The 12,740-nt window shown below is 60.1% G+C and carries 14 protein-coding genes; 5 read left to right on the top strand and 9 right to left on the bottom strand.

Annotated features, from left to right (window positions below):
- The first annotated feature begins 188 nt into the window (after positions 1 to 188).
- From glsB to KGB27_RS28885, 3 genes are all read left to right on the top strand, one after another.
- Positions 189 to 1,097 (top strand): glutaminase B, encoded by a 909-nt coding sequence (glsB, locus tag KGB27_RS28875; protein ID WP_223481066.1) that lies wholly within the window; start codon positions 189 to 191, stop codon positions 1,095 to 1,097.
- Between the two features lie 340 nt (positions 1,098 to 1,437).
- Positions 1,438 to 2,940, top strand: a complete 1,503-nt coding sequence (locus KGB27_RS28880) for an aldehyde dehydrogenase family protein (RefSeq protein ID WP_223557228.1) — start codon at positions 1,438 to 1,440, stop codon at positions 2,938 to 2,940.
- Positions 2,941 to 3,013: 73 nt separating this feature from the next.
- Positions 3,014 to 3,364 carry a BON domain-containing protein gene (locus KGB27_RS28885; RefSeq protein ID WP_008043954.1) on the top strand — a complete coding sequence of 117 codons (351 nt, stop codon included), beginning with the start codon at positions 3,014 to 3,016 and terminating at the stop codon, positions 3,362 to 3,364.
- A gap of 119 nt (positions 3,365 to 3,483) precedes the next feature.
- Here KGB27_RS28885 and KGB27_RS28890 read toward each other — a convergent pair whose 3' ends face one another.
- The 3 genes from KGB27_RS28890 to cynS form a co-directional block, all read right to left on the bottom strand.
- A complete protein-coding gene (locus KGB27_RS28890) occupies positions 3,484 to 4,143 on the bottom strand; it encodes a carbonic anhydrase (RefSeq protein ID WP_223557229.1) in 660 nt (219 codons plus the stop codon).
- Between the two features lie 29 nt (positions 4,144 to 4,172).
- Positions 4,173 to 4,409: a DUF2790 domain-containing protein gene (locus tag KGB27_RS28895; RefSeq protein WP_192416029.1), complete on the bottom strand. Its 237-nt coding sequence runs from the start codon at positions 4,407 to 4,409 to the stop codon at positions 4,173 to 4,175.
- A gap of 86 nt (positions 4,410 to 4,495) precedes the next feature.
- Positions 4,496 to 4,963, bottom strand: coding sequence for a cyanase (cynS, locus tag KGB27_RS28900; protein WP_201112519.1), 468 nt, complete (start codon positions 4,961 to 4,963; stop codon positions 4,496 to 4,498).
- A 121-nt stretch (positions 4,964 to 5,084) separates the two neighbouring features.
- On the opposite strand from cynS, the gene cynR reads away from it, so the two are divergent.
- The gene (gene cynR, locus KGB27_RS28905; RefSeq protein ID WP_008043965.1) at positions 5,085 to 5,981 is read left to right on the top strand and encodes a transcriptional regulator CynR; all 897 of its coding nucleotides are present in this window, start codon (positions 5,085 to 5,087) and stop codon (positions 5,979 to 5,981) included.
- Here cynR and KGB27_RS28910 read toward each other — a convergent pair.
- The 5 genes from KGB27_RS28910 to KGB27_RS28930 form a co-directional block, all read right to left on the bottom strand.
- A complete protein-coding gene (locus KGB27_RS28910) occupies positions 5,967 to 6,269 on the bottom strand; it encodes a hypothetical protein (RefSeq protein WP_008043969.1) in 303 nt (100 codons plus the stop codon). The two genes, cynR and KGB27_RS28910, sit on opposite strands and share 15 nt — an antisense overlap.
- 120 nt (positions 6,270 to 6,389) lie before the next feature.
- Complete coding sequence (locus tag KGB27_RS28915; protein ID WP_008028159.1) at positions 6,390 to 6,719, bottom strand: hypothetical protein; 330 nt, start codon at positions 6,717 to 6,719, stop codon at positions 6,390 to 6,392.
- 521 nt (positions 6,720 to 7,240) lie between these two features.
- Positions 7,241 to 7,744, bottom strand: a complete 504-nt coding sequence (locus tag KGB27_RS28920; RefSeq protein WP_223557230.1) for a GNAT family N-acetyltransferase — start codon at positions 7,742 to 7,744, stop codon at positions 7,241 to 7,243.
- Between the two features lie 31 nt (positions 7,745 to 7,775).
- On the bottom strand, positions 7,776 to 8,405 hold the full coding sequence (locus KGB27_RS28925) for a glutathione S-transferase family protein (RefSeq protein WP_223557231.1): 630 nt from the start codon (positions 8,403 to 8,405) through the stop codon (positions 7,776 to 7,778).
- A 78-nt stretch (positions 8,406 to 8,483) separates the two neighbouring features.
- Positions 8,484 to 10,433: a DNA topoisomerase III gene (locus tag KGB27_RS28930; RefSeq protein ID WP_207284453.1), complete on the bottom strand. Its 1,950-nt coding sequence runs from the start codon at positions 10,431 to 10,433 to the stop codon at positions 8,484 to 8,486.
- A gap of 348 nt (positions 10,434 to 10,781) precedes the next feature.
- On the opposite strand from KGB27_RS28930, the gene KGB27_RS28935 reads away from it, so the two are divergent.
- Complete coding sequence (locus KGB27_RS28935; RefSeq protein WP_008028168.1) at positions 10,782 to 11,150, top strand: DUF427 domain-containing protein; 369 nt, start codon at positions 10,782 to 10,784, stop codon at positions 11,148 to 11,150.
- Between the two features lie 36 nt (positions 11,151 to 11,186).
- Here KGB27_RS28935 and lldD read toward each other — a convergent pair whose 3' ends face one another.
- Positions 11,187 to 12,341, bottom strand: coding sequence for an FMN-dependent L-lactate dehydrogenase LldD (lldD, locus tag KGB27_RS28940; protein WP_008028170.1), 1,155 nt, complete (start codon positions 12,339 to 12,341; stop codon positions 11,187 to 11,189).
- Positions 12,342 to 12,740: the final 399 nt, after the last annotated feature.

Below are 12,740 nucleotides of genomic sequence, written 5' to 3' on the forward strand. Positions count from 1 at the left end.
CTGTAGGAGCCGGCTTGCCGGCGATGGCGTCCGTTCAGGCGATAAATGTGTCGACTGATCCACCGCTATCGCCGGCAAGCCGGCTCCTACAGGGGGTATTCCACGCCACCACTGTGATCCATTCGTTGCCACCAGCGTCTAGCGTCAGTGTCCCCGCAATCCCTTGGGGCGAGACTTCGGAACCCGGCATGCAAGCGCTGTTGAACGAGATCCTTGACGCAGTTCGGCCCCTGATCGGTCAGGGCAAGGTGGCTGACTACATTCCTGCCCTCGGCACCGTGCCGGCCAATCAGCTGGGCATCGCCGTGTACGGCAATGACGGCGAGCTGTTTTGCGCCGGTGACGCCCACACGCCGTTCTCGGTGCAGAGTATTTCCAAGGTGTTCAGCCTGGTGCAGGCCATCGAGCATTCCGGCGAAGCCATCTGGCAGCGCCTGGGCCACGAGCCTTCCGGCCAGCCGTTCAACTCGCTGGTGCAGCTGGAATTCGAACGCGGGCGCCCGCGCAATCCGTTCATTAATGCCGGCGCACTGGTGATTTGCGACATCAATCAGTCGCGCTTTGCCGCACCGGCCTTGTCGATGCGCGATTTCGTCCGGCGCCTGTCGGGCAATCCGCAAGTCATGGTGGACGGCAAGGTCGCCGAGTCCGAATACCAGCACCGGGCGCGCAACGCCGCCATGGCGTACCTGATGCAATCCTTCGGAAATTTTCACAACGATGTCGAAGCGGTGCTGCGCAGCTACTTCAGCCATTGCGCCTTGCGCATGAGCTGCGTGGACCTGGCGCGGGCGTTCTGCTTCCTGGCCAACGACGGCTTCTGCAAGCACAGCGGCGAACAGATCCTCAGCGGCCGCCAGACCCAGCAAGTCAATTCCATCATGGCCACCAGCGGCCTCTACGACGAGGCGGGCAACTTCGCCTATCGCGTCGGTTTGCCCGGCAAAAGCGGCGTGGGCGGCGGGATCGTCGCGGTGGTGCCGGGGCAGTTCACGGTGTGCGTCTGGTCGCCGGAACTCAACGCCGCCGGTAACTCGCTTGTGGGCATGGCCGCGCTGGAGTTGTTGAGCCAGCGAATTGGCTGGTCGGTGTTCTGATAGCGCGGGGTTGTGGCCGGCGCGACTACCGCCACAGCCGCCGAGGCGGCCTGAAAGCCGACCTGTTTCTCAGTTGTCCGCGTTCTCCTTCACTACTGCGACCGCTCATTTTGGACATGTCCACCGATTCCCTGTAGGAGCCGGCTTGCTGGCGATGGCGTCTGTCCAGCCAATACACACGTTGACTGATCCACCGCTATCGCCAGCAAGCCGGCTCCTACAGGGGATTTGCGTACGGTTTCGCAATCGAACGAAATGCGCCGGATGGCCACCGGTTAATGACGCTCCAGAAATTTTGCTATACATTTTCTGACCGCCCATTGCATGGTGAAACCGCTTCATGTCTCTTGCGCTCGAACGTCTAGTCGCTGGCACGCCAATCCCTTTCGCTGGTAACCGCGTTACTGTGGTCAGCCCCGAACTGGCCTTGCGCTTTCAGCCCGGGGACCACCTGTTGGTGGAGCAGGTCAGCGGCGAGTTGCTGCTGATTCCCGTTGCTGACCAGAAAGCAGCGGCGGTCGCGATCGAGCGGGCTGAAGCGGCGTTTACGGCGATGTCCGCCGTTTCCGATCAGGCGATCAGTGCGTTTTTCGACCTTTTCGCCCAACGCCTGGAAAACCAGGACTGCTGGGACTTGATCGAAGCGGCCAACCGGGCCGACATCGAATGGGCCAAGTCGCGTGGACGCTCCACCACACGGTTGCTGGCCGATGAGCGCATGCGTCGTGACATGATCGCGGGTCTCAGGGCCTGGCGCGATGCGTCAGCCACGCGCGGCAAAGTGATCAGTTGCGTCGAGCATGACGGCTGGAAAGTCGAGCAGGTGGTTTCGCCGTTGGGCATCGTCGCCTTCGTCTTCGAGGGCCGGCCGAATGTTTTCGCCGACGCCGCCGGCGTGTTGCGCACCGGCAACACCGCGGTGCTGCGCATTGGCAGCGATGCCTTGGGCACGGCGCAAGCCATTGTCACCCACGCGTTGAATCCGGCATTGAGTGAGGCCGGTTTGCCGGTGGGCGCAGTGTCGCTGGTGGAAAGCGTCAATCACGCCGCCGGTTGGGCCATGTTCGCCGACCGTCGTCTGTCGTTGGCGGTGGCCCGTGGTTCGGGGCGTGCGGTCAGTCAGTTGGGCAGTATCGCGCAACAGGTCGGCACTGCCGTCAGCCTGCATGGCACCGGTGGTGCCTGGCTGGTCGCCGACAAGGACGCCGACGCCAAGCGTTTCGCCGCCGTCGTGCGCAATTCCCTGGACCGTAAAGTCTGCAACACCCTGAACGTCTGCCTGATCCACCGCGATCGCGCCGCCGAACTGGTGCCGCTGTTTCTGGACGCCCTGGAAAAAGCCGGCACGGCCCGGGAAGAGGGCTGCAAGTTGCACATCGTCGAGGGCAGCGAAACGTATTTGCCTGGCCGTTGGCGGACTGCAACCGTCGAGGTCTACCGCCCCGACGGCTACCAGACCGAAGCGTTGGCCGAACCACTGCCCGAAGACCAGTTGGGCCGCGAGTGGGAGTGGGAAGAAACCCCGGAAGTCAGCCTGAAGATCGTCGACGACCTGGGCCAGGCCATCGCCTTGTTCAATCGCTACAGCCCGCAATTCACCGTGTCGTTGATCAGTGAAAGTGCCGAGGCGCATGAGCGCTTCTACAACGCGGTCAACGCGCCTTTTGTCGGCAACGGGATTACCCGTTGGGTTGACGGGCAGTACGCGCTGAACAAGCCGGAACTGGGGCTTTCGAACTGGGAGAGTGGTCGCCTGTTCGCTCGCAGCGCGATTCTCTCGGGCGACGGTGTGTTCACGATCCGTAGTCGTATGACGCAGATCGATCTGTCAGTCAAACGCTGAGAACCCGACCTCAAGCGCAGACCGCACTATAATTAAGGGTGTCTGCGACTGCGTCTTGAGACAGGGGTCCGCCATGAAACTTCAATCCTTCGATCATTACTCTCATAAGCTGGAATTGGCCGCGCATGACGCGTGGCTGACAGCCCGGGTGAAGTCGGCCTTGGCGTTGGCCGATCCGACCCTTGGCCTGCAAGTCCATGTCAAAACCCTCGCGGGAATGGTGATGTTGAGTGGTCGCGTCAACACGCATAAGCAATGTGAGCAGGCTGTTGCGCTGGCTCGCACGGTCAGTGGTGTCAATGAAATCGATGCCAGGGAATTGCTGACTCACGTGTTCACGCCTGGAAGCTTTCCAACACCGCCCAACGCCGAGGAAAACCCGGAGATCCGGCCATCCTCGTCAGCCAAACCGGAAGACAAATAAAGCGGGGTGCAGCGCTTCCGCGAATCGGGCGCGCTGCATTTTCACTTCGCGGTTATTGAGCGCGGATGCTGATTGGCTGCAAGGTGCCAGCTGAGGGCGATGGCCCTCTGGTACACGGATCAAGCCGCTTCAACCGCTTTGCCGTGAACGGCGCACGTGCTCGGGCGTTCGGCCAGCGACACGAACGTGCGGCTGTTGGCATCCAGTGCATCGATCGACCCGGTTTCGATGTCGTAGACCCAGCCATGCAGGTTCAGCAGGCCTTTTTCCTGAGCCAGTCGCACGCTCGGGTGCGTCTGAATGTTCGCCAGTTGCGCGATCACGTTTTCCCGCACCATCGAATTCACTTTCGCCGCGTCGCTGGCATGAGGCCGGGATTCGTTGATGACCTTCGCCGATTCCGCGTGTTGCAACCAGCCACTGACGGCGGGCAGGTGATCCATGCATTTGCAGCTGGCGACGGCTGTCATCGCACCACAATCCGAATGGCCGCAAATCACGATGTCGGTGACGCCCAGCACGGCCACCGCGTATTCGACCGTGGCCGATACACCGCCCGGATGCGGGCTGTAGGAGGGCACGATATTGCCGGCGTTACGGATCACGAACAGTTCACCGGGTTCTTGCTGGGTCAGCAGTTCCGGTACGACACGGCTGTCGGAACAGGTGATGAACAGCGTGCCGGGGTGTTGCGTGGTGGCCAGGTGTTTGAACAGGTCGGTCCGCTGTGGGAAGGCTTCCGTCTGGAACTTCAAAAAACCGTCGATGAGCGCTTTCATGGGGAATTTCCTTTCAAATGATGGGGGGATCAGTTCGAGCAGCCGGTGCCAAACACGCTGTAGTCCAGAATGTGGGTGGCGCCTGTGGAGTCCTGGTACGTCATTTCCACGGGGACGACCCCGCACTCATCGGCAATCGGCGTGATGCTCACGACATGCGCGATGTCCAGTTTCATGCCGTACTCGTACGCGACGGCCGTTTCTTCTGCGTGAACCTGGGCAGACATGCCCGCTAATAACGACAGCACCAACAGAATTTTTTTCATGGGGCATCCTCCAGGCCAATGTGGTGAACAAAGAAACAAGCGGGGTTCTGGAACTGGCCCGCACTTGAGTGCGGGCCGGGATCAAGTCAGAAAGGACGCAGTGGCAGGAACTTGCCGTCGAGGGTGATCACGGCGCGGGAGCCGCCTTCCGGGTCTTCGACTTTTTTCATGTCGAGCTTGAAGTTGATCGCACTGATGATGCCGTCGCCGAACTGTTCATGAACCAGGGCTTTGAGCGTGGTGCCGTAGATCTGGATCATTTCGTAGAAGCGGTAGATGGTCGGGTCGGTCGGCACGCCAGAGAGGCTGCCGCGCAATGGAATGATTTGCAGGCGTGCCACGGCGTCGGCGTCCAGGTCGAGCTTCTCGCCAATCACTTTGGCGGCGCTTTCCGGCAGTGGGTGCTGACCGAGCAGGGCGGCGGTGACATAGGCCAGGCCGAGGCCGGTGCCGTCGGTCAGGTCCTGCCACGACAGGTTTTTACGCGCCTTGGCATCGAGGATCGAGGTGGTCAGGGCCAGGCTCGGGTCGTTGTAAGCGTGGGACTGTTGCATGGTGAATCTCCTATCGGGTTGAGTACTGCTTGGGTGTGAAGCAATCTTCTGCCGATTGATTCATAGCGTCCAAGACCGATATACAATGCATTGCATAAGCCCTGCCTATAGGTTGATCCCGATGCTGCTCCGACATTTGCGCTACTTGCTGGCGGTCGCCGACCACGGCGGCTTCACCCGTGCTGCCGAGGCATTGCACGTGTCCCAACCGACCTTGTCGCAACAGATCCGCCAATTGGAGGAAACCCTCGGCGTGAGCCTGTTCGACCGCACCTCGCGCACGGTCAAGCCGACCGATGCGGGTGAGGCCTACATCGAGTGCGCTCGGCGGGTGCTGGTGGAACTGGAGGCGGGTAAACGGGCGTTGCATGACGTGAAGGACTTGTCCCGGGGGACGTTGCGATTGGCGATGACGCCGACGTTCATGGCGTATCTGGTCGGGCCATTGGTGCGCGACTACGTGGCGCGCTATCCGAACATTCACCTGGAGATTTTCGAGTTGTCGATGGACGACATCGAGGCCGGGCTGCTGGATGACTCGCTGGACATCGCCATTGCGTTTGATCAGGTCAGGAATGCCGACATCGAGTCGATCCCGGCGTTTACCGAGACGCTGGGCGTGATGGTCGGGCGGGATCATCCGTTGTACGAAAGCCGGGTCGCGTTATCCGCTGAAGCGGTGGCCCAGCTGGAATTTGCCCTGTTGGCCACGGACTTCGTCACCCGAACCCGAATCGATGAGTATTTCGCTGAGCAGCAGATCACGCCAAAAGTGGCCATTGAGGTGAACTCGGTCAGCACCTTGCTGGAAGTCATACGCCACACGGCGATTGCCACCATCCTTCCGGAACCCATCGCCACTCAGGACCGCGCGTTACGCAGGATCCCGTTGCTGGGGGAGGCGCCCAAGCGCGGGGCCGCGCTGCTGCGGCGTAAAAACAACTACCACAGCGCGGCGTCGGTGGCCTTCATGGAACTGTTGCTGGGAACCGTTGAGGCGACGTCAGTCATCCACTGACTGGCATACGCCGTTGGAGGCCTTGCCGGAGGAGGTCACGGCGACCGAATCGTCATCGGCGAGGACAATTGACAAGGTGATGCCGGAGCCCTTGGCTTCGAAGCGGCGCTCACTGATGATTTTGGTGTCTGCTTCCTTGCCGTTGATCATGACCGGCCCATCCTGATCCGCCTGGACGAGAAACTTGCCGGGGCACTCCACCGCGAATGACGGGACACCGTCGACGCTGTTTGCCTGAGCAACACTTGTCAGAACCAGCAACAGCGGGAATATCAGCTTGTTTTTCATCGCAAGTCTCCAGTGACCAACAGCGGATACGCTTAACAATAGCTTTGTTTGGCAAACCGGAGACAAACAAAAGGCCCCGCTCGTTTATTCGAGCGGGGCCTTTTTTATTGCGATGGTTTATCAGTAGAACCGATCAATCACCCGAACTTCATTCTGGTTCTGCATCGAGTCCCAGGCCTGCTTCAGCGTTTGCAGGACATTGCCGATGAAGTCTTTGTCGGCTGCAGCTTTCTTGCCGACATAACCCTGGCCGCGACGGTACATTTTCAGTCGGGCCAACAGGTTCTGGTTGTTCTGGTCGAACTCGGCTTCATGGGCATGCGGCGACAGGCAATCGATATGAACCTGGCCCGATTTGCTGATCCACAGAATGTGGCTGTCGTGGCTGTCTTTTTGCGCAGCGAACATACGAGCCAGTTCATCGATAGTAGGTTGATTGTTCAGATTCATAATATGCCCCTTGACCATTTGGTGATCTTTCAAAGTTGATTCGCTAATACAAGTAGCCCATCGGTTAGTTGATCCCTGGCACCGAAACCAGGACGTCAGCGTTCGGCCGTCGAGAGTGACGGGGTTCCGCGTCTGTTGCATGTAGTCGTGTTGAATAACTGCTACGCAATAGCGTCACAACGAAGAGAAGCAGCGAATACCTTCAGGCCACTGCCGACGTTTTCAGGGTCGGCCACAAGCTTCATGAGGATTGATCGCCAGCGCTTCTCGTCCTTGTACTGGACGTTCGGGCCAGGTCAGCTTCTTCAATCTGCCTTGTGGGCAGCGTGTATCCGGGAAAAACAGCTCGGCGGTCAGACGAGCTTGCTCAAACATGTTGCTGTACTCCCGATCGGGGAGATGTCTGCATCATGCAAGGGCAAATCGGAGGCGTCAACGGTTTTGTAGTGATTATTTTCAGTCACTACATATTGTCGGACAAAGCTGTTTGGAATTAGAAAGCAGCAGGGTGAAAGCGCCCCTCAGGACGAGGGCAGCGAGCTTTGGAAGCGGTAAAAGGTGCAGGGATAACCGTCTACTGGCTGATGATGCCGGGAGAACGCGTCACCCGTGAGGTGTGGCATCACACGGGCCCAGAACTGCCGTGCAGGCGGGTTGGCATCGATGTGGAAAATCTGCCATTGCCCGGGCAGCTGGCTCAAGAGGGTAGAAACGACAAACGTCGCGACTCCTTGGCCACGAAAGCGTCGGCTGACAAAAAGGTAGCCGATGTTGTACTGGGCGCCAGGCAGATGGGTGTTGTCATCCACGGTCACAAAACCGGCCAGCTCCCCGTTGACCTTGATCAGGAACGGGCGGGTTGCGGGGTTGCGCCAGTAGTCCTGTTGCGGCTGGATGTGGAAGAAGCCATGCCCGCCGAGTTTGAGCGGCAGCCACTCACTGAGGTCGTACATATAGAACTGCATCAGGTTTTCGAGCGTTTCCAGTTCGTCGCGCTGAGCGGCGTGCAGTTCTAACGAGGGCATGCGGGCTGGCTCCTGTTCAGAGCGGAATCAATCAGTGAGGCGCGAAGTCGTATTTGCCACCTTTCTTCAGTGCGGCTTGATAGGCCGGGCGCGCCTGGAAGCGCTCGATCCAGGCCGCTACATGAGGGTAGTCGCCGAGCTTGCCCTGGGCACGGGCGATTTCACCTATGAAACTCATCTGGATATCGGCTGCACTGAATTCCTTGCCCAGCAGGTAATCGGACTGGCTCAGTGCCGTGTTCAGATAGCCGAGGTAGTTGGCCACTTCCGAGTTGATCCGTGGATGCAGCGGTGCGCCGGCTTCACCGAGACGTCCGACATACAGGTTCAACATCAGCGGCAACATGGCCGAGCCTTCGGCGAAATGCAGCCACTGCACGTATTCATCGTAGGCCGGGGTGGACGGATCGGGTTGCAGGCGCCCCTCACCATGGCGACGAATCAGGTAGTCGATAATTGCGGCGGACTCAATCAGCTTCTGGGTGCCGTCTTCGATGACCGGCGATTTGCCCAGGGCGTTGATCGCTTTCAGTTCCGGCGGGGCCAGGTTGGTTTTCGGATCGCGCTGATAGAGCTTCAGTTCGTAAGGGATGGCCAGTTCTTCCAGTAGCCACAGAATGCGCTGGGAGCGGGAGTTGTTCAGGTGGTGCACGATAATCATGGTCGATGCCTTTTCAGGAAACAGGGCTGTAGCCGGGCTTGAAGAACACTAGACCATCGCTGGCCAGTCGAAGTGCCATCAAGCTTTACCCGGCGTTTTTGCTGCACGTTTGGCGCCGGTCGATGGCTTGCGTTTGGCCGGCTTGCGTTTGTTTTTCCAGGGTGTGGCACCTCGCCCGGCAGGGCTTGCGGGCCCGCTGATGGTCAGGCTCAGGCCGGAGCAGCGGGCAACCTGCTTGCTCATCCACGCCGCTTGTTTGGTGACGAATTCTTCCAGGCTCATTTCGCCGCTCTGCACCATGTCCAGCGCCTGCTCCCAGATCGCCGTGGTGCCAGGGTCGGCAATCGCGCGCGGCACGGCGTCGATCAGGCTGAATGCCGCCGGGGTGGCGGCCAGGGCCTTGCCGTTCTTGATCAGATAACCACGGTCGAGCAGGCCCTGAATGATCGAGGCGCGAGTGGCCTCGGTGCCGATCCCGGTGGTGTCCTTGAGTTTCTGTTTCAGCAGTGGATCCTCGACCAGCTTGGCGACGTTCTTCATCGCCTTGATCAAATCACCTTCGGTAAACGGTTTGGGCGGCTGCGTCCAAAGGTCCTTGAGCTTCACTTCGGCTACCGCGCAATCACGGCCTTCGCTCAATGTCGGCAGTGTTTGCGGCGCCGGTACTTCGCGGCCCTTGGCCGGAGCAAGGGCCTCGGGCAGGGCGCGTTTCCAGCCGGGTTCGACGATCTGCTTGCCGACCGCGCGCAAGGCTTCACCGGCACAGTCGAAGTCGGCCTGGGTCCGGTCGTATTCATGGTTGGGCAGAAACTGCGCCAGATACCGCGCGCGGATCAGCGTGTAGACCGCTCGCTGCTTGCCCACCAGTCGATCCAGGTTCTTTGCCGCAGCCGTGGGGATGATGCCGTGGTGAGCGCTGACCTTGGCGTCATTCCAGGCCCGTGAGCGCCGTTGCGGTTCAAGGTAGTCCTGCAAGGCGTTCAGCGTCGGATCTGCTTGCCGCAGGGCGGCGAGAATTCCGGGCGCTTCACTGTGTTGACTCACCGGCAGGTAACCGCAGTCGCTGCGAGGGTAGGTGATGACTTTATGGGTTTCGTAGAGTGCCTGGGCGATGTCGAGGGTTTCCTGAGCGCCAAGCCCGAGTTTCTTCGAACAGACCTCCTGCAAGGTGCCCAGATCGAACGGCAACGGTGCCACTTCGCGCATGCGCTCGGTGCGCAGCTTGATCACCCGGGCGCTCGCTGCGTTGCCAATCGCCGCCGCAGCTTGTTGTGCGAGTGCCTGATTGAGGCAGCGATCCTGATCGTCGCAAACGTCGGAGGGTGCACGCCACTGTGCGGTGAACGCGGTGCCATCGTGCAGCAGCTGCACGTCGATGGCCCAGTAAGCCACGGGGACGAAATCGGCAATGCTGCGGTCGCGGTCCACCACCAGACGCAGGGTCGGCGTTTGCACTCGACCGACCGGCAATACGCCCTGATAACCGGACTGGCGCCCCAGCAGCGTGAACAACCGGCTCATGTTCATGCCGATCAGCCAGTCGGCCCGTGAACGGCCCAATGCCGAATGATAAAGGCTGAAGGTCTCCGCCCCCGGCTTCAGCGCAGCCAATGCCTTGCGGATTGACGCATCGTCCAGCGCCGACAGCCACAACCGCTGGATCGGCCCACGATAACGGCAATGCTCCACCAGTTCCCGGGCGATCATTTCGCCCTCACGGTCGGCGTCGGTGGCGATCACCAACTCATCGGCCTCGCCGAGCAAGCGTTTGACGGCCTTGTACTGACTGGCGGTGCGCGGTTTGACGGTCATTTTCCATTTGTCCGGAATGATCGGCAGATCCGCCAGCACCCAGCGCTTGTAGCGTGCGTCGTAGGCATCCGGTGGCGCGGTTTCCAGCAGATGGCCGATGCACCAGGTCACCGTGACGTCCGTTCCCAACCAGCAGCCGTCGCCGCGACGCCGGGCGCCGAGCACGGCCGCAATGTCTTTGGCCTGGGAAGGTTTTTCACAGAGGTACAACCGCATAACCACCATCGTTCATCAATTGCCGGGAGGTGCACAGAATGGCGGCTGATGAGCGATGGAGCAATCTTTATCTGTATGGATGTACAGCTCGTGCGTTTCGACTCATTGCAACGAACGGCATCTCGCTTCTACATTTGACGTTATCCGCCTCTGCGCTTGTGCCGGTCCTGCGACGGATAGCTTCAGCGCCCCGTTCGGCTGTGAAGCCGTCGCGCTGATGAAATCTGGGTTATACCTGAGAAAGCTGTGTTCTCAAGTTTTGGGGCACTGTGCGACCCATTGCGGGCAAGTCGGATTGCCGCATCGCACGCTCCCACAGGTTTTTCACCGTCCCGAGGAACGCATTTCATGAAAAGCTCCGGTCCTAGCCCTGTCATTACCATCGCCGAGCAGCCTGGCTGTCTGTTGGTGAAGTTTCACGGCATTCAGGTGGCTGCGTCGGCGCGCGCGCTGGTGCTGCTGGAGGCCAATTACCCTCCGGTGTACTACGTGCCCCGGGAGGATATCGACGAGAAGTATTTTGCCCGCACCGACCACACGAGTTACTGCCCCTACAAGGGTGATGCGAGCTATTTCAGCCTGCAGGTCCCGGGGCATGAGGGCGCGAATGCGGCGTGGAGCTATGAAGATCCCAAAGTGTCGGTAGAACAGATTCGGGGCTACATTGCGTTCTATCCCGATCAGGTGAAGTTCGAGATTCTCAAAGACGTCGAGTGATTGAAAACGCCCTGCACCGACAGGGCGTTTTTACGATCAAGCGTTCAGTTCACGAACCGCCTGCACCAGCGTCGACTCATCGATCTGAGCAATCGAGGTCACTCCGGTCAACGTCATGGCCACGCGCATCTCTTTGGCGAAAATATCCAGCATGTTTTCCACCCCGCGTTGACCATCGGCGGCCAGCGCATAGGCCATGGATCGCCCCAGCAATACACCTTTCGCGCCCAGGGCCAGCATCCGCACGACATCGAGCCCCGAGCGGATCCCCGAGTCGACCAGCACCGTCAGATCATTCCCCACCGCTTGTACGATGGGCGGCAATGCCTTGGCGGTGGAAAGCACGCCGTCCAGCTGTCGTCCGCCGTGGTTCGACACCACAATGCCGTCCGCGCCAAAGCTGACGGCGTCTCGCGCGTCCTGAGGATCGAGAATGCCCTTGATGATCATCGGGCCTTTCCAGAAGTCACGAATCCACTCCAGATCGCTCCAGCTGATCGACGGGTCGAAGTTGTTCGCCAGCCAGCCCATGTAGTCTTCGAGCGTGACGGCTTTGCCAAGGTACTTCGAGATGTTGCCCAGATCGTGCGGGCGTCCCATGACGCCGACGTTGAAGGCCCAGTCGGGTCGGGTCATCGCCTGAAGTATTCGCCGCGATGACGCAAACGGCCCGGACATGCCCGAGTGCGCATCCCGGTATCGGGCGCCGGGCGTGGGCATGTCGACGGTAAATACCAGGTTCTTCACCCCGGCGGCCTTGGCCCGTTCCAGGGCGTTTTTCATGAAGCCCCGGTCTTTCAGCACGTACAGCTGGAACCAGATGGATTGTTGGCTTTGCGCCACGACTTCCTCGATCGAACACACCGAGACCGTCGACAGGCACAGGGGAATGCCTTTGTTTTGCGCCGCTTTCACGGCTTGTACTTCGCCTCGACGGGCGAACATGCCTGTCAGGCCTACCGGCGCCAGGATTATCGGCATTGCTAGGGGCTGGTCGAAGAGGGTGGTTTGCAGGCTCAGGGTTTCGACGTTTTTCAGAATGCGCTGACGCAGGCTGATGCCTGTCAGGTCGGCGCTGTTGGCCCTTAGTGTGTGTTCCGCATAAGCGCCTCCATCGATGTAGTCGAACAAGAACCGGGGGAGTTTGCGGCGGGCTGCCTCGCGATAGTCGGATGCGGATGAAATGATCATGGTGCCTCGGTCGGGTGAGTGGCGGGGCGATGGGTGCTTTGAGCCAGAGTAGCGAAAACGGCTCGTGTTTGCGGTAATTCTGTTTTTCGCGGTGTTGGGTGTTTGGGTTTTTTGGGGGGGATATATCCGTTATTGGGGTAACGGCGGCTATTGGTTTCGCCCTTACGGCGAGTCACTTGGAGAAGCGCCAAGTAACCAAGCGCTTTTGCCCCTTTCGTTCGGTGCCTCGCTAATGCTCGCCATACCCTCGCTCCGGTCCTGCTCCGTGGGCCCGCCGCGATCGGCCATCCTTGGCCGTGCGCGGCTAACCCGGCATCCATGCCGGGTTGCCCACTGCGCAGAACCTCCACTCGGCCTCTCGAGGGGGCGACTACCGCCACAGCCGCCGAGGCGGCCTGA

It is taken from the genome of Pseudomonas sp. BF-R-01, assembly GCF_019946615.1.
Lineage (GTDB): Bacteria > Pseudomonadota > Gammaproteobacteria > Pseudomonadales > Pseudomonadaceae > Aquipseudomonas > Aquipseudomonas migulae.

Coding starts and splice junctions, on each gene's coding strand:
- cynR (WP_008043965.1), top strand. CDS start 5,085: ATGCTGCTCCGACATTTGCGCTACTTGCTGGCGGTCGCCGACCACGGC.
- KGB27_RS28910 (WP_008043969.1), bottom strand. CDS start 6,269: ATGAAAAACAAGCTGATATTCCCGCTGTTGCTGGTTCTGACAAGTGTT.
- KGB27_RS28895 (WP_192416029.1), bottom strand. CDS start 4,409: ATGAAAAAAATTCTGTTGGTGCTGTCGTTATTAGCGGGCATGTCTGCC.
- KGB27_RS28915 (WP_008028159.1), bottom strand. CDS start 6,719: ATGAATCTGAACAATCAACCTACTATCGATGAACTGGCTCGTATGTTC.
- KGB27_RS28920 (WP_223557230.1), bottom strand. CDS start 7,744: ATGCCCTCGTTAGAACTGCACGCCGCTCAGCGCGACGAACTGGAAACG.
- KGB27_RS28890 (WP_223557229.1), bottom strand. CDS start 4,143: ATGAAAGCGCTCATCGACGGTTTTTTGAAGTTCCAGACGGAAGCCTTC.
- lldD (WP_008028170.1), bottom strand. CDS start 12,341: ATGATCATTTCATCCGCATCCGACTATCGCGAGGCAGCCCGCCGCAAA.
- cynS (WP_201112519.1), bottom strand. CDS start 4,963: ATGCAACAGTCCCACGCTTACAACGACCCGAGCCTGGCCCTGACCACC.
- KGB27_RS28935 (WP_008028168.1), top strand. CDS start 10,782: ATGAAAAGCTCCGGTCCTAGCCCTGTCATTACCATCGCCGAGCAGCCT.
- KGB27_RS28885 (WP_008043954.1), top strand. CDS start 3,014: ATGAAACTTCAATCCTTCGATCATTACTCTCATAAGCTGGAATTGGCC.
- KGB27_RS28880 (WP_223557228.1), top strand. CDS start 1,438: ATGTCTCTTGCGCTCGAACGTCTAGTCGCTGGCACGCCAATCCCTTTC.
- glsB (WP_223481066.1), top strand. CDS start 189: ATGCAAGCGCTGTTGAACGAGATCCTTGACGCAGTTCGGCCCCTGATC.
- KGB27_RS28930 (WP_207284453.1), bottom strand. CDS start 10,433: ATGCGGTTGTACCTCTGTGAAAAACCTTCCCAGGCCAAAGACATTGCG.
- KGB27_RS28925 (WP_223557231.1), bottom strand. CDS start 8,405: ATGATTATCGTGCACCACCTGAACAACTCCCGCTCCCAGCGCATTCTG.